Source organism: Acinetobacter radioresistens DSM 6976 = NBRC 102413 = CIP 103788 (assembly GCF_006757745.1).
Taxonomy (GTDB): Bacteria; Pseudomonadota; Gammaproteobacteria; order Pseudomonadales; family Moraxellaceae; genus Acinetobacter; species Acinetobacter radioresistens.
Genome location: NZ_AP019740.1, coordinates 2,710,070 through 2,729,106 on the forward strand (window position 1 = coordinate 2,710,070; position 19,037 = coordinate 2,729,106).

Annotated in this window: 18 protein-coding genes and 1 pseudogene; 10 read left to right on the top strand and 9 right to left on the bottom strand. The window is 42.9% G+C overall.

Annotated features, from left to right (window positions below):
* Window positions 1-132 precede the first annotated feature (132 nt).
* Entirely contained in the window at window positions 133-1,401 is a 1,269-nt protein-coding gene (locus tag ACRAD_RS12800; RefSeq protein WP_005024351.1) for a hypothetical protein, read from the bottom strand.
* Window positions 1,402-1,526: 125 nt separating this feature from the next.
* Between ACRAD_RS12800 and ACRAD_RS12805 the strand changes: the two genes are divergently transcribed.
* Both ACRAD_RS12805 and ACRAD_RS12810 read left to right on the top strand, forming a co-directional pair.
* Window positions 1,527-2,309, top strand: a complete 783-nt coding sequence (locus ACRAD_RS12805; RefSeq protein ID WP_005024349.1) for a class I SAM-dependent methyltransferase — start codon at window positions 1,527-1,529, stop codon at window positions 2,307-2,309.
* Between the two features lie 34 nt (window positions 2,310-2,343).
* Window positions 2,344-2,925 (top strand): hypothetical protein, encoded by a 582-nt coding sequence (locus ACRAD_RS12810; protein ID WP_005024347.1) that lies wholly within the window; start codon window positions 2,344-2,346, stop codon window positions 2,923-2,925.
* Window positions 2,926-3,067: 142 nt separating this feature from the next.
* On the opposite strand, the gene ACRAD_RS12815 is transcribed toward ACRAD_RS12810, so the two are convergent.
* Both ACRAD_RS12815 and ACRAD_RS12820 read right to left on the bottom strand, forming a co-directional pair.
* The gene (locus ACRAD_RS12815; RefSeq protein WP_005018223.1) at window positions 3,068-3,628 is read right to left on the bottom strand and encodes a hypothetical protein; all 561 of its coding nucleotides are present in this window, start codon (window positions 3,626-3,628) and stop codon (window positions 3,068-3,070) included.
* A gap of 143 nt (window positions 3,629-3,771) precedes the next feature.
* Window positions 3,772-4,242 (bottom strand): Holliday junction resolvase-like protein, encoded by a 471-nt coding sequence (locus tag ACRAD_RS12820; protein WP_005024343.1) that lies wholly within the window; start codon window positions 4,240-4,242, stop codon window positions 3,772-3,774.
* 123 nt (window positions 4,243-4,365) lie between these two features.
* Between ACRAD_RS12820 and ACRAD_RS12825 the strand changes: the two genes are divergently transcribed.
* The 3 genes from ACRAD_RS12825 to sodC all read left to right on the top strand — a co-directional run bounded on the left by ACRAD_RS12825 (window position 4,366) and on the right by sodC (window position 6,914).
* The gene (locus tag ACRAD_RS12825) at window positions 4,366-5,010 is read left to right on the top strand and encodes a ParA family protein (RefSeq protein WP_005024342.1); all 645 of its coding nucleotides are present in this window, start codon (window positions 4,366-4,368) and stop codon (window positions 5,008-5,010) included.
* 127 nt (window positions 5,011-5,137) lie between these two features.
* Window positions 5,138-6,256, top strand: coding sequence for an AI-2E family transporter (locus ACRAD_RS12830; RefSeq protein WP_005024339.1), 1,119 nt, complete (start codon window positions 5,138-5,140; stop codon window positions 6,254-6,256).
* 109 nt (window positions 6,257-6,365) lie between these two features.
* Window positions 6,366-6,914 (top strand): superoxide dismutase family protein, encoded by a 549-nt coding sequence (gene sodC, locus ACRAD_RS12835; RefSeq protein ID WP_005024337.1) that lies wholly within the window; start codon window positions 6,366-6,368, stop codon window positions 6,912-6,914.
* 74 nt (window positions 6,915-6,988) lie between these two features.
* Here sodC and craA read toward each other — a convergent pair whose 3' ends face one another.
* The 3 genes from craA to ACRAD_RS12850 form a co-directional block, all read right to left on the bottom strand.
* Window positions 6,989-8,218, bottom strand: coding sequence for a chloramphenicol efflux MFS transporter CraA (gene craA, locus ACRAD_RS12840; protein WP_005024335.1), 1,230 nt, complete (start codon window positions 8,216-8,218; stop codon window positions 6,989-6,991).
* 408 nt (window positions 8,219-8,626) lie between these two features.
* Window positions 8,627-8,992, bottom strand: a complete 366-nt coding sequence (locus tag ACRAD_RS12845) for a hypothetical protein (RefSeq protein WP_005024332.1) — start codon at window positions 8,990-8,992, stop codon at window positions 8,627-8,629.
* Window positions 8,993-9,071: 79 nt separating this feature from the next.
* Window positions 9,072-10,481, bottom strand: coding sequence for an FAD-binding oxidoreductase (locus tag ACRAD_RS12850; protein WP_005024330.1), 1,410 nt, complete (start codon window positions 10,479-10,481; stop codon window positions 9,072-9,074).
* Between the two features lie 400 nt (window positions 10,482-10,881).
* Between ACRAD_RS12850 and serA the strand changes: the two genes are divergently transcribed.
* The 3 genes from serA to ACRAD_RS12865 all read left to right on the top strand — a co-directional run bounded on the left by serA (window position 10,882) and on the right by ACRAD_RS12865 (window position 14,104).
* On the top strand, window positions 10,882-12,114 hold the full coding sequence (serA, locus tag ACRAD_RS12855; protein ID WP_005024326.1) for a phosphoglycerate dehydrogenase: 1,233 nt from the start codon (window positions 10,882-10,884) through the stop codon (window positions 12,112-12,114).
* Window positions 12,115-12,222: 108 nt separating this feature from the next.
* Window positions 12,223-13,128 (top strand): EamA family transporter, encoded by a 906-nt coding sequence (locus ACRAD_RS12860; RefSeq protein ID WP_005024324.1) that lies wholly within the window; start codon window positions 12,223-12,225, stop codon window positions 13,126-13,128.
* Between the two features lie 94 nt (window positions 13,129-13,222).
* Window positions 13,223-14,104, top strand: a complete 882-nt coding sequence (locus tag ACRAD_RS12865) for an EamA family transporter (protein ID WP_005024321.1) — start codon at window positions 13,223-13,225, stop codon at window positions 14,102-14,104.
* 47 nt (window positions 14,105-14,151) lie between these two features.
* On the opposite strand, the gene ACRAD_RS12870 is transcribed toward ACRAD_RS12865, so the two are convergent.
* The 3 genes from ACRAD_RS12870 to truB all read right to left on the bottom strand — a co-directional run bounded on the left by ACRAD_RS12870 (window position 14,152) and on the right by truB (window position 16,519).
* Window positions 14,152-14,607, bottom strand: a complete 456-nt coding sequence (locus ACRAD_RS12870) for a hemerythrin domain-containing protein (RefSeq protein WP_005018199.1) — start codon at window positions 14,605-14,607, stop codon at window positions 14,152-14,154.
* Between the two features lie 192 nt (window positions 14,608-14,799).
* A complete protein-coding gene (locus tag ACRAD_RS12875; protein WP_005024318.1) occupies window positions 14,800-15,576 on the bottom strand; it encodes a sulfite exporter TauE/SafE family protein in 777 nt (258 codons plus the stop codon).
* A gap of 37 nt (window positions 15,577-15,613) precedes the next feature.
* Complete coding sequence (truB, locus tag ACRAD_RS12880) at window positions 15,614-16,519, bottom strand: tRNA pseudouridine(55) synthase TruB (RefSeq protein WP_005024316.1); 906 nt, start codon at window positions 16,517-16,519, stop codon at window positions 15,614-15,616.
* A gap of 149 nt (window positions 16,520-16,668) precedes the next feature.
* On the opposite strand from truB, the gene ACRAD_RS12885 reads away from it, so the two are divergent.
* Window positions 16,669-17,697 carry a lipase secretion chaperone gene (locus tag ACRAD_RS12885; RefSeq protein WP_005024314.1) on the top strand — a complete coding sequence of 343 codons (1,029 nt, stop codon included), beginning with the start codon at window positions 16,669-16,671 and terminating at the stop codon, window positions 17,695-17,697.
* Between the two features lie 470 nt (window positions 17,698-18,167).
* A pseudogene (locus tag ACRAD_RS12890) lies at window positions 18,168-19,022 on the top strand (esterase/lipase family protein); the annotation flags it as partial.
* Window positions 19,023-19,037: the final 15 nt, after the last annotated feature.

Below are 19,037 nucleotides of genomic sequence, written 5' to 3' on the forward strand. Positions count from 1 at the left end.
TAGCCCACATACAGAATAAAGCAAGTTTGTAAGATCAGGTAACTTTCATATTTAAATTCCAGCTATTTACAGACCTAAAAAAGCCGGGCTAAACCATGAAGGCTTAGCCCGGCTAACAGATTAAGCTGGCCTTTAGATCACCACAAATTTCTCTGTATTTTGAACGTGTTCTACAGAAAAATGGCAATTGCCATATTCATCACAGCTCAGGTTCAGGTTTTTATAACTGAGTACATAAAAATCCGGATATTTTTTTAGAACAATCGGACTCATGTCTGGAGAAAGTGCATCTTGCTCTTTTACCAGCCGCATAATACGGCGGTCATTCATTACCACCATATAGCGCTCATTGTTCAGATCAACACTGAGCAGACCAGTTTCTTTCGCCTGTAGAGAGATCAGATACTTGTTATTGAGACTAATTGCATCCTGACTATAGCTTTCCAGCTTCTGTGTAATTAAATTAAATACCAGATAGGCCTGATGGCAGTCCTGCAACAGGCTGCGCTGCTCCTGATCATGGGGCATGTTGACTTTAATACCCAGCTTCAACAGGTCCTGCTCATTTACCTGCTTGTTGGTCAGCAAGGTTCGGGTAATCAGCTGCTTTAATTGAGCATCCAGATATTGCCCGTCGAGCTGGAATTCACCATTTTTCAGGATTTTTCCAAGTTTGGCGCTGTGTTTTGGCAGGAACCTGGCAATAACATTACGGTAATAGAATTTACTGTTCTTTTTAACCTCACGCACCTGTTTATAAAAATATTGCTGGTCCCATTCATGTGAGATAAAGTCATTTAGCAGGGTCGAGCTGGCCAGTACAGCCAAGGCATCATGGCCGGTAAACGGTAAATGAATAGTATACAGTTGCTGAATTAGGGGCTGAATTTTTGAATAATGCTCATGATCAGCTTCAAAATACGGGTCATAAACCAGAATATACTCACTATCTGGGGCAATATCAGAGCGTTCAATCCGCATGTTGGCATTCAGGTCAGCATCAAAGAACTCGCTATAACGGCGGTCATTGACTTCATCTGGATTAATGGAGTATTGCGGAACAAAAGCAATGACCCGGTTCATGCCAAGCAAGCGAGAATATTTTATCGCAGCATAACCACCCATTGAGCCCCCATATCCAACTACATAGTCGAACTGCGCTAAAATAGGCTGTATCTGTTCCAGCATGGCCTGCATACTGGCTGCCGGAAACCATGATTTCCGCTTGGGCATGACCCCAATAACGTTGTAGTCATATTTAGAAAGAGATTTCTCGGCATTAATTGACATACCATTAGCTTTGGTAATTAAATCACCAAAGGAAAAAACCAGTTCACGAGAATGTCCTTTTAAAAAAATTACCCGGATATCGTCGTCTTCAAAAACTATCTGCTTATCCATTCGCCTATGAGGCACCGTAGCGCCTACACTTCTCCTATAAAAATGAAAACAATAAGGCCTTTGCCTGAGCCAATTTGCTCAGTATCTTATTTTATCGAGGTCACTCAAATTAAAAAGCGCAAAATATGACACATTCAATACATCCTGCCGCACAAAAAGGCTTTAGTCAGGCTGCCCGACTTTATCAGGAGGTACGGCCCAGCTATCCTAAACAGGTAATTGATTGGCTAAGGAATGACCTGAATTTAAGTCAATCGTCGTATGTTGTCGATCTGGGCACAGGTACAGGCAAATTTTTACCATATTTACAAGCTTTAACTTCTCATATTACTGCGGTTGAACCTGTTGCAGAAATGCTCGCAGAACTGGAAAAACGTTATCCGGGTGTTGTCGCATTACCGGGCACCGCACAGCATTTACCTTTAGGGAATGAGAGTCAGGATGCCGTACTTTGTGCACAATCTTTTCACTGGTTTGCTGATATTCAGAGCCTGAATGAAATTTATGAGGTGCTTAAACCGGCAGGTTATCTGGGACTGGTCTGGAACCAGCGTGATATTGAAATTGAATGGGTGCGTGCCTTGGCTGAGCTGATTGCACCATTTGAAGGAACTACTCCACGCTATCATAGTGGTCACTGGAAAGAAGTTTTTGACAATCAGTTTCTGTTTCAGCTGGAAAAGGTCAAGGTTTTATCACAAGTACAAAAAGGTACGGTAGAACAGGTGGTATCCAAACGTTTACTGTCGACCAGCTTTATTGCAGCCATGTCAGAGTCTCAACAGCAGGCCCTGAAACAGCAGTTTGAAGAAACCGTCCGGCACTATACTAACAAGCAACCTCATGATGAAATTGAATTTCCATATGTAACTTATGCTTATAGCTTTAAAAAAGTCAGTTATAAATAACTGAAAAAATCATGTTTAAAATGAGGGAGTACATATGAATAAAACAGCCCGTCTCGCTTTACCTCTGATGTTCTGTTCAGGCCTGCTACTGGGCGGCTGCCAAAAGGAAAACCCGGAAACTGGTGATCTTTCGCAGCAACAGCAGGAAGATGCAGAAGTCATGAAACAGCTGGAAACGCCTCCAGTTAAACAATTTCCGGCTACTCCGAATGATGCTCACGATATTCAGCTACTGGAAGACTATGAAAGCCGTTTTTTAGCCATGAGTGACGAACTGGAGGAAGAACTTGGTAAAATGCGTCAGGAAGGCTCGCTCACTGAAGAATTTGAGCAGCAGCGCAAACGCGAGCATATTCAGTCAGCACGTAATATGTTGCGTGAACTGGACTTAAAAACTGAGCAGGGTCGCTATATTCAGGGATTACATGCAGAATACTGGGATAATCAGGCTAAATTACTTGAACAGCAACCTGAACAAAAAGGTAATAACAATCAGGTACAGGGCTTAGGCGATTATTTACATGCGCAAGAGCAATTGAAGCACTGGAAAAACCAGCAGCAAACTGCCAGCAAACAATCACAGCCACCATTTTCTGAACCTACAAAACAGCAGTAAAAAAAGGCAGAGCTAAAATATATAATTCTTGGTAATTATACCTCTGAAACCCGAAAACATATATCCGACTGCATTATTCTGAAGTCGGGTATATGTTGCCTGGATTAAACTTCCTTTATTTAATTTCGTAACAACTTTAAATTTAACTTCTGACTTTCTCGATCCATTGAATCGAGTTTACTCGAAATAATTCACAAGCCCCTTCTCCCAAATCAGTTGGAGTAAGTGATGAGGTCCAGACCAAATCTTTATCCTTCACTTCAACCAACTCGCCATGTAAACGGACCAGATCACCCCGTTTCACTTTCTTAATTTCTTGGGCAATTTTAGGATTGGCTGGAATAATATGCATATTTGATACCATTTGCATGGCCTGTTTCGGTGGTACTGGAAGCTTGTCTATTTTCCAGTTCAGGAAACGGTCATATTGGTTCACACTGATACGCCGGGCAATTTCCGGCTCGGCAAACATTCCCCAACTGACTGCATAATCAATGGGGGAAAATTTGGCTTGTTCATCATGAGTATAGATTTTTGAACCTAATATACGGAAATCACCAGCGAAAGGTTTAAGTACTGCAATAGACTGATCTTTTACAGCAGGTGCCAATCCTTTAGCAATATTATATTCAGCAGAGGTCGATGCACTGGCCTGTCCTACCCATAAGCCCAGTAATACACTACATATTAAGCGTTTTGACATCAATTTCCCCCTGTAATCAGCGTGTTTCTTAACTCTATATTAGAAGAAGAAAATATGAAAATAGTATCAAATTTTAGTAACAATCAGCATGGTTTAGGTTTGATTTTGCCTTGACTCTATTTATTTAAACGCGGGTCTAAGCGCTATACTTCATCAAAATCAATACGCACGGTCTCAAAACGTACCCGCCCGTCACGGATTGCCTGAGCAATTGCCTGCTGGCCTTTGGTTAAGCGTGCATTTCCACTTTTAATATCAATCAGCACTACTTCAATTTCATCTGCTCGGCCTTCGCCATCACGAAAGTCGGTATAGCCATCAAATACTACATAATCCACTGGGTCCCCTAAAAATTTGGCATCGCTCGGCAAATACTGGAACTCAGGCAGGATTGGAGCCAGCTGTTCGGCCATTTTGCCCTTGAGGACTGCACGGCTAGTGTTTACACTGCGCTTTTGTGCATGAGTCAGTGCCTGCTGGTGTTCACGTTCTAGCTCGGCAATATACTGTTCATATTCTGCCTTGATTCGTCCATTACGTGTATTTGACAAAATGAAAGTGGCAAGTACCACACCGATGCAGGCACCAATCAGCATGGCCATCCAGATTGACATATATATTCCTCATATTTCATGTGCATAGTAATGTATAGAGTCTTACAACTTTTGTCATGTGTCACATTTCTCACATAAAAAGCTGCTAAGCTAGGGTAGAGATAGATCATTGTACTAAAGTGAATGAAAACAATATTGATTGCCAACCAGAAAGGGGGCTGTGGAAAAACCATTGCAGCAATCACTTTAGCCACGGCACTCTCCCAAAAAGGTTATCGGGTCGGGCTGGCAGATGCAGATTACCAGAAGTCAGCCTTACAATGGCTAAAGCTACGACCTGAAACAGCCACGCCAATTATTGCTCTAGACTGGCGAAAAGAAAAACAGATCGGTGAAGCTCCCGCAGACCTGGACTATTTAATTATTGATGCGCCCGGTGCATTACGTGGAGAACATGCTGAACAGCTGATCCGTGAAAGCCAGCATATTATTGTTCCGCTTCAACCTTCTTTTTTTGATATTGACAGTACCCGGCGTTTTTTAAAACATCTCCAAGAGATCAGGCGGATACAAAAAGGCAAGGTAAAAATTCTGCTGCTGGCAAACCGGATCAAGTCACCAAAAAGTAATCAGCAGGATATGCAAAGCTTTTTTCAAAAAGTTGGACAGGAACCTGTAGCCTGGATTGCAGAACGTTCAGCTTATGCCAAACAGGCCATGCAGGGGTTGGCTATATTTGATAAATATCAGAAAAATCTGCTGGTTTTACAAGCTCAGTGGCAACCGGTTCTGGATAGCATTATTGAAGATCCAACCGAGTGGTTCTGATTTTTGAGCTGCTATCCGTTCTTTTTATATCGTGTAATTTATTCACGGACCTACACCCGGCATTCATTTCCCCGGTGAGTATTTTCGGTTAATATGATTAATCGGCTATCAAAGATCAGAGAAATCAGTGCAACAATATGCTCCAACCCTACAGCGGGTTTTGTTATTTGGACTGTTTTTTATATTGGTATTTTTGGGCTTCCATGTGCTCAAATACTTTATTGTACCGGTCCTTTGGGCAGCAATTATCGCCTATATGACCTGGCCACTTTATCTGTCTATCCAGCGGATGTGCGGGCAGCGTTCAAGTATCAGTGCGTCTGTCATGATTGTTCTGATTATTCTGGTCATTGGTATTCCCCTGACCTTTGCTATTTTCATTTTGCAGCATGAAGGCCGTAACCTGTATTACGAGCTGCAACGCCAGATTTTTTCCGGTCATGTTTCTGTACCTGATTTTATCCGCGAGTTACCTATCATTGGTAAAGAAGTTACCCGGACCTTAAAAGAGCTAAATACTGACCCGCAGTCCATTACCCAAAATGTAGCTGCCTGGATCCAAGGTCATTTAGGTTATGGCCGTTTCGTCCTGAATGAAATTAGCAAAAATATTATTAAACTCTGTTTTGCGATCATGTCCTTATTCTTTTTTTACCGTGACGGACAGACTATTTTAAGACAGGTCAGTACAGCCATGGAAAAAGTAATTGGGCCACGTATCCATCATTATATGGACACTATTTCAGAAACTACCCGTGCCGTAGTTTATGGTGTGGGTCTAACTGCAATTGCTCAGGCAATCCTGGCTGGCTTAAGTTATGTAGTAGCGGGGGTGCCTAATCCAATGGTCCTGACTATTGCAACTTTCTTACTGGCATTAATTCCATTTGGTACCCCGGTCGCCTATGGCTCGGTTGCTCTCTGGCTATTTTCACAGGGACAGACGGTAGAAGCCATTGGTGTATTTGCATGGGGTGTCTGTATTGTCAGTACATCAGATAATGTTATTCGACCACTGGTAATCTCTGGTGCGACTCAAATCCCTTTCCTGCTTATCATGTTTGGGGTTCTAGGTGGAGTCGCCAGTTTTGGCCTGGTTGGTCTATTCATTGGTCCGGTAATCTTAGCCGTAATACTGGCAATCTGGCGTGAATGGCTGCATGAAACCACTGAACCCGAACCTGTGCCGGATGCTTCTTTGGCCTATGAAATCTTAAATGATGAAGAGCCGCCGAAATCACCATAAATGATTAAAGTTAATAAACTTATACAAGACCATACTTAATGCTGATTGTGTATTGAATAGTGCTTTGCTTGAATTGGACTGCACAATAGTCACAATCAGGATGCACTGTATGTTTCCCTCCCTATTTAAAGTTAGCGCGCTTTGTGCACTGACTGCGGCGGTATCGGTAGGTTGTACTACCATGGATCATCACAATTCAGCCAAACAGCAGACCGTTACTGTACATGCTGTTTCACCTGAAGGTGTGGGTAGTAAAATCGGTACAGTTACCTTTCATGACAGTCCGCAGGGGCTTATAGTCATGACCAATCTGTCTAGTCTGCCTTCAGGTCAGCATGGCTTCCATATCCATGAACGTGGCTCATGCGAACCAGCGATGAAAGACGGAAAAATGACTGCCGCCCAGGCTGCTGGTGGACATTTTAACCCGACAGGTACAGGTCATGGTACTCCAACCACTGGTCATCTGGGGGACCTGCCCACTGTTACGGTAGATTCCAACGGGAAAGCTAATCAGACCTTGCTAGCACCGCGTCTGACCTTGAGCCAGATCCAAGGACTTTCGGTCATGGTACATGCAGGTGGTGATAACTATTCAGATCACCCTAAACCGCTTGGTGGTGGTGGTGAGCGTATTGCCTGTGGTGTAATTAAATAGAATATAGCTCCTATAAAAAAAATGTGGACATCTCAACAGATGTCCATATTTTTTATTGCCTACTTAATGGGTATTTAATTCAGATCCTGCTGCTGACGCCGCTGCATTACTTTATTTAAAAGCATCCGTGGAAATGTAAACCAGAGCGCAATCAGTACAAGACATGCCAGACTGTATCCCAATAAATGAAACTGCTCGTAAAGCATACGAACCAGCTCAATAATAATGAAGAAGCTGAACATCAATAGCATTGATACTGCGGCTGCAACTGTTCCCTTAGAAACCTGTGATGACATCAGGGCAAACCGGTAAAGAACAGAAAAGCTCAGTCCCTCTCCAAAGCTGATCAAGGTCATTCCAATGATCAGACTCCACAAAAAATATGCTGGCCAGATCACGCCCAGAAGCAGGATAAAAGTACCGAATAGCATAATAGGCAGGCCTATAAGTACTGTTTTTCCTAATGCCAGCTTGTCGATCACTTTAATCAGTACAATATTGCCCAGGATCAGACCGCCAAGTACCGGAAACTGTGCCATGCCATATTGCAGACTGCTGAGTCCGAGTTCTTCGACCAGCATGACTGGAGAGAGTGCAATCCATAACATCAGCGGCATGCTGACCATCGGTAAAGCGAATGTTAAGCCTAAAAAATGCTTATCCTGATAAACCTTTTTGAAATCATAAAGAATATAGCTGATCGGCTGTTTAGGAATACTCTGCTTATACTCCGGCATTTTAGCTTTCAGACCAAACCAGCTTAAAAATGCCAGCAAGGCAATACCGATAAAACCCCAGTGCCAAGAAACATGGTCAATTAAAAAAGCACCCAAAATAGGGCCAAGCAAAGGTGCCAGCAAGGAGATATTGGCCATGAGTGCCATGACCTTAATCGCGTCACGCTCTTCAAAAGTTTCCTGAATGGCAGCATAGCCTACTGCGGTAATTACCGTCAGGCCAATGCCCTGTAAAAAACGCAGGGCCAGGAAAGTTTCAATACGTTGCGTCAATAAAATCAGCAGGCAGCACACTACAAAGAATAATACTCCAGAGAGCAGAACTTTTTTGCGGCCAAGACGGTCTGAAAGTGGTCCTAAAAGCCATGCAACACAGGCGCCACCCAATAGATAAAATGACATTGAAGAAGGTGCCCAGCTACTGCTGACTCCGAAGTCTCTAGTAATAGCAAGCATTGCCGGCTGGACCAGATCATTGCCGATATACACTGAAAATTCGAACAGGACCAAAGCCAATGGGAACATGAGCGTAGCGCGGCTCAATGTGGTGGTTTGAATATTTTGCATTGTTATCTACATATCTTTATCGGCTTGTAAGGCTGAGTATCATTTTTAGGGAGATAAACGTCAGCCCAATGACAAGCACTGAGTATTTAAAAATTAAGTTTTAGAAAATGCGCTTGAGAGCAGCGACTTAGAACACTGTATTCACAAAGTGTCTAGCAAGATAAAAATAATGATGTGAGATTTTATGACTTCACCAAGTACACCCACTTGGTCAAGTCAGTATAGTCTAACAGAGAATAATCTTAAATACTGTGAATTTTACAGCCGCAAAATTTATGTGTAGCAGTCTTCTTTTAAGAAAAATAAATAATTATATTTTTTACAGTGATCCACCCATTCCAGAAAATAAGGCTATATCGAGCGGATCCACCTTTAGCCGAATTATCTCTATACATCAGTTATATATTTTCAGGGACACTGAGCAGCCTGAAAAGACTTGGTATTTTTACCACGCATGCATTGGTATGAACGTTGGGTATTTACCAGTTCCCAGTTATTTTCAATATGTTTGAAACTATAAATAGTGCGAACTGAACGGACCGAATCATCTTTTAAGCCGGTTTCAGTAACCTTTACCTGAGCTGCTGTCGGACGCTCAATATTATTAAAAAACTGGCGTATTTCTACTGTAGCAAGATCTTTGAGCAGCTCGGGACGCTCCTGTAAAACTTGCTGTATAGGTGTATCAGACTTAAAGTTCATGAGCTTGCTGGTTGTAGCGCAGCCACTCATCACGCCCAGTAACAGCGAAGATAAAATAAAAACTCTTAACATTGCATGTTCCCCTTCAGCAAAAAAAAGCGTAGCTATTGTGCTACGCTTTTTTTGTTTACACTATTAAAGCTATGTAGCCTTAAAGATCAAACAGTTTACCCGGATTCATAATACCATTCGGATCAAATACTTTTTTAAGTGCTTTCATATATTCAATCTCTTCAGCAGAACGGCTATAGTCGAGATAAGGCTTTTTGGTCATTCCAACCCCATGCTCGGCAGAAATTGAACCATCATATTTTTTTACGGTCTCAAATACATATTTGTTAACGACCTGGCATTTAGCAAAGAACTCGTCTTTACTCAGATTTTCAGGTTTTAAAATATTCAGGTGCAGATTGCCATCGCCAATATGCCCAAACCAGCAGATTTCAAAATCTGGATAATTGGCCTGAACAATTGCATCAATTTCCTTAATAAACGCCGGTACATGCGTGATCAATACTGAAATATCATTTTTATAGGGAGTAAATGGAGCAATTGACTCGGAAATATCTTCACGCAGACGCCATAGATTTTGTGCCTGGTCCAGAGTCTGACTCATCACACCATCAAGTACCCAGCCCTGCTCCATGCAATGTTCAAAGATTTCCATTGCCTTATCCATGATTGGCTCATAAGGTGCTTCAAACTCAAGCAGAACATAAAATGGGCACTGGCTTTCAAATGGACGCTGTACATGACCATGGGCTAGCACTTTCTGCATTGCCAGTTCACCAAAGAACTCAAATGCTGTCAGATCGATCTTGCTCTGAAACGCATGCAGAATAGGCATGATCGCGTCAAAATCTGGCACACCCAGTACCATGACCTGTAAGTCTTGTGGTTGACGTTCCAGCTTGATTTCAGCTTCAGTTACCAGCCCCAGTGTACCTTCTCCACCAATAAACAGATGCTGCAAGGCATACCCGGTTGCATTTTTAATCATACCTTTGTTCAGGCGTAAAATGTCACCTTTACCAGTTACTACAGTCAGGCCCAACACCCAGTTACGAGTCATGCCATATTTAATGACCTTAATACCGCCTGCATTGGTACCGATATTGCCGCCAATTTGAGATGAACCTGAAGAAGCAAAATCAACCGGATAGTACATCCCCTGTTCTTCTGCATAAGACTGCAACTGCTCGGTTACAATACCTGCCTGTACCCGTACCATCCGGTCTGCCGGAAAAAATTCCAGTACCTGGTTCATTTTATCCAGGCTTACCACGATTTCACCATTGGCTGCTACTGCTCCAGCAGAGAGCCCGGTACGCCCCCCTGAAGGGGTAATCGCAATATTAAACTGGTTAGCCAGCTTGACGACTTGCTGAACCTGCTCTGTACTGGATGGAAAAACGATGACTGACGGGTTAGGTTCAAAATGCTTGGTATAGTCCCTACCCCAGGCATCCAGACTGGCAGCATCGGTTTTAATACGGTTTTCCCCAACAATTGCAGAAAGTTGGATCAATAATTCAGGTGCTAAAGTAACTGGAGCATTCATCGTTTTGCGGACCTAGCAAGAAATAGATTAGAAGTGCGGCACTATAGAAGCTTCATTTCCAATAAAATTTAAAGAAAACCAATCTAATCATGAAATAGAAGCACTGCTTTGGACAAGATGAAAAAACCGTGAAATTTTTTCATTCCGGTATTAAAAGCGCTTACATTTTACCCCTAAGTCAGGTCGGGATAAAGCATGCTAAAAATATACTGTCACAACACCATATATATAAATACAGCAGGTTTTCAGGTTATGTTTGGCATGCTGGCGTTTTATAAAACCAGCCTAGCGACCATAAAGCAGGAAAATATCCACTGAGGCAGTCATAAAGCAAATGTCTATAGGGCGACCAATATGTTATCATACTGCCACTAAATTTGGCCTTTGTAGCGGAGCGGTAATGAGCCAACACCTTTCACTTCCTAAAGATAAAATTCGTTTCTTGTTGCTAGAAGGCGTTCACCAAAACGCGATCGACACTTTAAATGCTGCAGGTTATACCAACATTGACTATCGCAAGACTGCGCTTGAAGGCGAAGCGCTCAAGGAAGCGATCAGAGATGCCCACTTCATCGGTATACGTTCTCGCACGCAGTTGACCGAAGAGATTTTCGAAGCAGCCAACAAGCTTATCGCGGTTGGCTGTTTTTGTATCGGTACCAACCAGGTTGACCTAAAAGCAGCAATGGAACGTGGTATTCCGGTATTTAATGCACCTTATTCAAATACCCGTTCTGTAGCAGAGCTGGTACTGGCAGAAACTATCCTGCTGCTTCGTGGTGTGCCTGAGAAATCTGCTTCCTGTCATCGTGGTGGCTGGAATAAATCTGCCAACGGTTCATTTGAAACACGTGGCAAAATTTTAGGTATTGTGGGTTATGGCTCAATTGGTTCACAGCTCTCTGTTCTGGCTGAAAGCCTGGGCATGCAAGTTATTTATTATGATGTAGTAACTAAACTGCCTATGGGTAATGCCCGTCAGATAGGCTCTTTAGATGAGTTGCTTGCAACTGCTGATGTAGTGTCTCTACATGTACCAGACGTTCCATCTACCCGTAATTTCTTCACAAAAGAACAGTTTGCAAAAATGAAGCCGGGTTCAATCTTCTTAAATGCAGCACGCGGTACCTGTGTAGTGATTGAAGATCTGGCCGATGCTATTAAATCTGGCCATATTGCTGGCGCTGCTGTGGACGTATTCCCGAAAGAGCCAAAAGCAAATGGGGAAGAGTTCGTCTCTCCACTGCGTGGTCTTGATAATGTGATCCTGACACCACATGTTGGTGGCTCTACCATGGAAGCACAGGCAAATATCGGTTTGGAAGTAGCTGAAAAATTTGTGGCCTATTCTGATAAAGGTATGACACTTTCTGCAGTTAATTTCCCGGAAATTGCCTTACCGCTGACCGAAGGCAAACACCGTCTGCTACACATTCACAAAAACGTGCCTGGCGTACTATCAAAAATCAATACTTTGTTTGCCGAGCATAATATTAATATCTCGGGCCAGTCATTAATGACTAAAGGTGACGTAGGTTATCTGGTGATGGATGTAGATGCTTCCGCATCTCAAGAAGCACTCGATACTCTGCATCAAGTAGAAGGCACAATCCGCGTTCGTGTACTGTTCTGATCCGTACAAATACTGACAAAGCCACAACCGTGAGGTTGTGGCTTTTTCTTTGTGCCAGTCCTATAGTGAACCTGATATTATCCTTTTGATTGCTCCAGTCTTTTCTTCATGCTTAATATAAAACAGGCACCGCATTTACAAGCTCTGTTGCTTCTTATACTGGCGATGCTTTCAGTACAGGGTAGCGGATCATTTGCCAAAGTACTGATCAGTGAGTTTCCGGTCATTACTGTGGCAGCACTGCGTTTAATGTTTAGTGCACTCATTCTGGCTGCAGTGTTTCAAATCTGGAAAATTAATCTCAGGAATATCCGCTGGAAAGCTATCTTGAGTTATGGACTGGCACTAGCTGGCATGAACTTGCTGTTTTATTTATCTATAGCCCGGTTACCATTAGGAATTGCAGTCGCTTTTGAGTTTATTGGCCCTTTGAGTGTAGCTCTGTTTTTTGCCCGTCAGCGCTATGATTTTATCTGGATCGGCCTTGCGGTATTAGGCCTTTTATTACTTCTACCCTTAGATGAAACGCAGCAGTCACTTGATCTGTTAGGTGTAGCTTATGCATTAGGGGCCGGCGCCTGTTGGGCTGTCTATATTATTGCAGGGCAAAAACCTTCGGGTATTTCAGGGAATCATACGGTCTGCCTGGGCATGATGGTCGGCACATGCTGTTTGCTTCCAGCCGCTTTACTGTTTACACCTGCCACTCTTAGCGCATTTGAATTACCTCATATAGGTTCTTTTATTGTCCTTGCCATACTGGCCAGTGCCTTGCCTTTTTCTCTAGAAATGATTGCACTACGTAATCTGACTGCACTTAGCTTTGGTACTTTAATGAGTCTGGAACCTGCAATTGCTGCATTTTCAGGTTTTTTATTTCTGGGTGAACAGCTACTCTGGAGCCAGTGGCTCGCATTGGCAACTATTATTGCTGCTTCAATTGGCTGTACAGTAACAACTCAACGCGCGCGCCTGCGCGCCCAAGCTAAAGATTCCTCAACTTCTTCAAACTAAGTATTTTTCCCAGCTCTATTTATCCGGACTTTGGTTATAATAGACTCTATCTCTTTCTTTACGATCTGGGTAAATGCTCTGATCACGCGCGCCTATGTCAAACTCATCTTTGCTTGCTGTGCTATTCATGGTTTTATCCATGATTTCCTATCAGATCAGTGCATCCTTTGCCAAACAGCTTTTTTCAGTTCTGGATCCGCTGACTGTAACTATTTTAAGGCTGTGTTTTGCCGCTGTGCTCGTAACTCTCATGTTTCGTTCCTGGCGTATCATTTCAAGATTGCCTTATTTACGGTGGCATGATCTGCTCTGCTATAGCGCATCACTTGGCCTGATGAATATTCTGTTTTATCTGTCACTAGATAAACTTCCTCAAGGTATTGCAGTTGGGCTGGAGTTTGCCGGGCCGCTAGGCTTGGCTTTATTGTCGGTCAAATACCGTAGCGACTACATCTGGGTATTACTGGCTATTATTGGAATTGTACTGATGGTGCCTTGGGGCAGTGCCAATGCCGAGAACTTTTCAGTATTTGGAGCTGCCTGTGCACTGGGGGCCGGCTTATGCTGGGCAATTTATATTTATTTTGGTCAAAAAGTAGTACAGCAAAATATTGGAATGCATGCATTGACAATTGCCATTATTATCTCGGCACTGGCACTCTTGCCTATCGGATTATATCAGGATGCTCCTGCACTAGTGCAAACCCAGCATTGGGGTAAAGTACTTATGGTTGCCTTATTGGCTACCGCTATACCTTATGCACTGGATCTGCTGGCACTGAAAAGCCTGAGTAAACTTAGCTATGGTACCCTCTCCAGTCTCTCACCTGCACTGGCTGCGCTGGCTGGCATGGTCCTGTTAAAAGAACAGATTAATACCTGGCAGTGGGTTGCACTTGGCTGCATTATGCTTGCCTCAGTTGGTGTAACGGTAGGAACTAGCAAACGTTCACGCCAACCGGTCACCGATTTCTAAAAGCCCAATAAACCAAAAAAGATGGCTTTCGCCATCTTCTTCTGATACTACAGCATGGTTTTACTGATTTCCTTATAGTGTTCATATTCGTTCAGATATTGTTTGGCCAATACAGTTTTTTGCTGCTCATCCAGAATTTTGCCAGCCTGCTGAAAAAAACGGTGTTCTTCTTCAGTCAGATGGTGATGAACCGTCTCAGTCAGTTTTTTTGCCAGTGCCAGCCAGCCTGTATTACTCATATCCAGCTCGGTGAGTTCTTCAACCATTTCATCCATTTCATGATGTTCAGCCAAAGCATGGCGAGTAATACCCAGACCGGAATCAGTCATCATTAAGGGAATATAAAAAAAGCGGTCTTCAGCCACTTCATGAGCGAACAGCTCGTTTTTAAGTGCTTGAAATACACTACGGCGCTCTGGAGAGTCTCCATGGGTTTTTAAAAGCTGGTCAGCAAGATCGCGCTGGCGTTCATGGCTCTCGCGCAATGCTTCAAATATATTCATACTACTCCCCTTTCACTAAAATATTCATTGGCTAAGGTGATGATGCAACCCGTACAAAATATTTCCAGTTGGATATAATTTTATTAGAGTCTTATCTTTAATGTTTGTTTATATTAACTTTTTTGCAGGCTTCAATTTGTCTTTAAAAAACCGTGTTTTTGTATCAGCTTGTATTCGCTGTGCTTTTTTATTTTATATGAAGCCTGCTGTTACCATCTGATAGGTCAGGCGTATAATCAGGATACTCACCAGAATTAAAAATAAAATCCGGATAAGGCCACTTCCATACTTTAAAGCCAGCCGGACCCCTATTAAAGACCCGAAAATATTGGCCAGTGCCATACCTAAACCAATACTAAACAGAACATGACCGGTTGGAATAAAAAAACTTAAAGCTGCCAGATTGGTCATTAAATTACCAATTTTAGACAGTGCAGAAGCATGTAAAAAATCAACACTTAAGAACCGGATGAAGAAGAAGATAAAGAAGCTACCTGTACCAGGGCCAAAAATACCATCATAGAATCCGATTAAAATACTGCCGAGTGCCGCCATTAACAAGAAACTAGAGTTAACCGGACGTTCAGTATGTACCTGGCCGAACTGCTTTTTCATGAAAGTATATACAGCCATGATGATCAGCATAAGCAGTACCAGTGGACGTAATACAGAAACCGGAATCATCGATACACAGGCAGCCCCGATAAAACTGCTGACAAATGCACAGCTGGCAATGACCACCAGTAACTTCCAGACAAAACGCACCCGTCTGGCGTAGGAAAATGCAGCTGAAGCAGTACCTGCGATTGACGCCAGCTTGTTAGTACCGAAAATTGTTGCTGGGGGCAAATGCGGGAAAGTTCCCATCAGTGCTGGAATCTGGATCAGGCCACCGCCTCCAACAGCAGCATCAATCAGGCCGGCACAAAAGGCAAAAAAAACCAGACTGATAATAATTTCGATATCCATATCCAGATCTATCCTTGATGTTTAATATTGCAGTGAATCAGAGATTCAGCACCCTTTTTGGTACTAGCCGTTTCTTATCAGTAATTTCTGCCAGACCCAGACATTTTTCACCGTCAAATACCAGCACTTGGGTCTCTGCTATATGCTCGATATTACTTTCCATACCCCGGCTAAAGTATTCGCTTCGTCCTTCTGGTACCTGTATTTTAGGAAAATGGTCAACCGGTGCATAAACTGGTAATAATAGTGCTTCACGTTCAGCTTCATTCAGACTTTCCAAGTATTCGATGGTATAGCTGGGAATCAGGTCGAAAGGCCCTGTTTTTATACGGTGCAGATAAGTCAGATGGCCATAACTCCCGAGCGCCTGAGCAACATCTTCCCCCAGGACACGAATATAAGTTCCTTTAGAGCAGGTTATATCCAGCGTAATACTCTGCGCCGTAAATGACAGTAATTCAATCGCATAAATGCTCACTGGCCGTGCTTCACGTTCAATTTCAATACCTTTACGTGCCAGCTCATATAAGGGACGACCCTCTTTTTTTAAAGCCGAATACATCGGCGGCACCTGTTCGATATTACCCTTAAACTGGGCCAGTACCTGCCGGATTCTCTCTTCGTCCAGTTCGGGTATCTCGGCCTGTAAAAGTATTTCACCTTCGACATCACCAGTAGTCGTACTGTGCCCAAGCTGTATAGTGGTCTGATAACGTTTGGTTGAATCAAGCAGGTAATGCGAAAACTTGGTGGCTTCACCCAGACAAATGGGTAACAGGCCTGAAGCCAAAGGGTCGAGTGCCCCAGTGTGCCCGGCTTTTTCAGCACGATACAGCCAACGTACCTTTTGCAATGCTGCATTTGAACTGATCCCCAGCGGTTTATTCAATAAAAAAACCCCGTTAACCGGGCGGCGCTGAATCTTGGATGAGGATCGTTTCATGAGAAAAATCAGATTAGAGTAAGTGCCGTCATGTTATCAATCTGTTCCCACCTTTTACAACTTTTCTATAGGTTCCAGAAAATTTTATGGCATATTGAACCCGATTCTAAAAATTAAAATAAATAGAACGGCATTACAGGTGCATAGGAATGCAGAAATATAAAATATGGATGGTTTTATCTATTGTTATCATTTGTGTAGCAGGCCTGATTTTCTGGCTTATGCCTCAGGATAAAACCATAAAACAGCCGGTTGGACCAGCAGCGGCTTCTGGGCTGTTACCCCAACAAACCGTACTAACTCAAGCGCAGGTTAAAGCAGGTATTCCCTACCTGAGTCCAAGCCAGAAGGATACTGAAATAAACTGCCAGCTCCGGCTAGATTCTTCTAATCGCCTCATCATTAATGAACAGACCCGTAACTGTTTTGAATATTTTATTACACAATATGGTGAGAAAAATATTGAGCAGATCAAGCTCGATTTTAAGTCCTATATTCAGACAGTTCATAAAGACCCCGCACAGTCACAGATTCTGGGCCTGTGGAACCGTTATATTGACTACCGTATTGCTCTAGGTGACTTGCAGGCTTCAAGTACCGACAGAGACAGCACACAATACTATCGCGCTATTTTTAACAAGATGAAAAATCTGCGTCAGCAGTTTTTCTCGGCTTATGAAATAGAAGGTCTGTTTGGAACCGAAAATATTTATCATCAATATACACTGGACCGCATGGACATTCTGGATGATAAAAATCTGTCTGAAAGTGAGAAAGCACAGAAACTTAAAGAACTGTTCAAACAGCTTCCACAAGACTGGCAGGATAATCTTGAGCAGCTTAATAAACTCGAAGATTTAAGAAAACTTACCGCAGATATTCAGGCACGCGGTGGTTCAAATGATGAGATACGCCAGATGCGGCTAAATCTGGTGGGACCAGAGGCAACCCAACGTCTGGAAAGACTGGACACTGAACGTGACGACTGGAAAAGCCGGGTGAACCAGTATCTGAGCGCACGCGATCATATTAAGACAGGCGGGATGAGCGAGGCAGCGAAAGACCAGGCAATACAGCAGCTACGCCAGCAATATTTTAATAATGCACAAGAGCAGTTACGGGTTGAAACCTTTGAAACTGTACATGACCAGGGTGGCAAGCTGCCTTTTGCCAACTAATCTAATGTATGGATTACTCATCTATCAGTATAGCTCAACAACAGTTCTGCTTGATGAACAAGGTAAACAGTGACTTGAGCAATTTAGTCCAGCACTTTATAAACAGGAAAATTTTTATGTGCAATACACCAAATACAATGTTCAGGCATAAATATCAGAGTACAAAAATTAACCAAAACCCTTATCCTAAAATTCCAGAAAATGTATATTGATTTAACAGCCATTTAAAGAAGATCAGTAATTACTCGGCACTTTAAATATTCTGCTTATTTGCATGAGATAACTGAAAAATAAAAAAACCAGTTCATCAGGGAGGTACATAGCTATATCTAAATTGGACTTTATTATTTCATCACATCAGGGAGGAAAAACTAAAACAGGTGTTGCTAAGTCATAAATAAAAAAAGAAACAAAATTAAGGATAGATTATGGATTATACGAGTAAAAAAATAAAAATACTCAGTGCTGCTATGCTATTAGCCAGCATCACGTCCCTGACCACAATAGCGCATACCAAACCTGCGATATTACAGGTTCAGGAAAAAGCATTATCAGATTATGCCAAGACCAGATATCCAATTGTGATGACTCATGGCTGGTTAGGCTGGTCTAGAATTGGCAACTCAAGCTTTAATATTGATTACTGGTATCAGATTCTGCCAGATATGGCGCGTAATGGCTCAACTGTATTTGCCGCTCAACTCTCGCCGGCCAACACTACTGAAATACGTGGCGAACAGCTGCTGAGTCAGGTCGAAGATGTATTGGCCATTACTGGCCAGCATAAAGTCAATCTGATTGGTCACTCGCATGGCGGACCTACGGCACGTTATGTAGCCGCCATCAAACCACAATATGTTGCCTCGGTTACTGGCGTAGGTGGAACATTTCGTGGTTCAAAGGTAGCAGATGATATCCAGAATAATACAGCAACCCGGACCGTATTTAATATTGTCGGTGACTATCTAATCGCGCCTCTGATTTCATTGGCACAGTTGCAGTTTGACTTGCCCATTGATTTTGATGGCTCAATGAAATCCCTTACTGAAACAGGATCGGCCGATTTCAACCGGCGCTTCCCAACCTCTGCCTTGGCCTCTGACTGTAACCGGCAAGGTACTAAAGTAGATCGAGGAATTCATTACTATTCCTGGACCGGTACAGCACAAACAACTAATTTACTGGATATTGACAGCATCCTGATGCAATTAGGGCCACTGTCCTATGGCAACAAAGACAATGACGGAATGGTTGCACGCTGTAGCACCCATATTGGCCTTGTGGTTCGGGATAACTACAACCTGAATCATACAGACCTTGCCAATTAAGAATCAAATCAG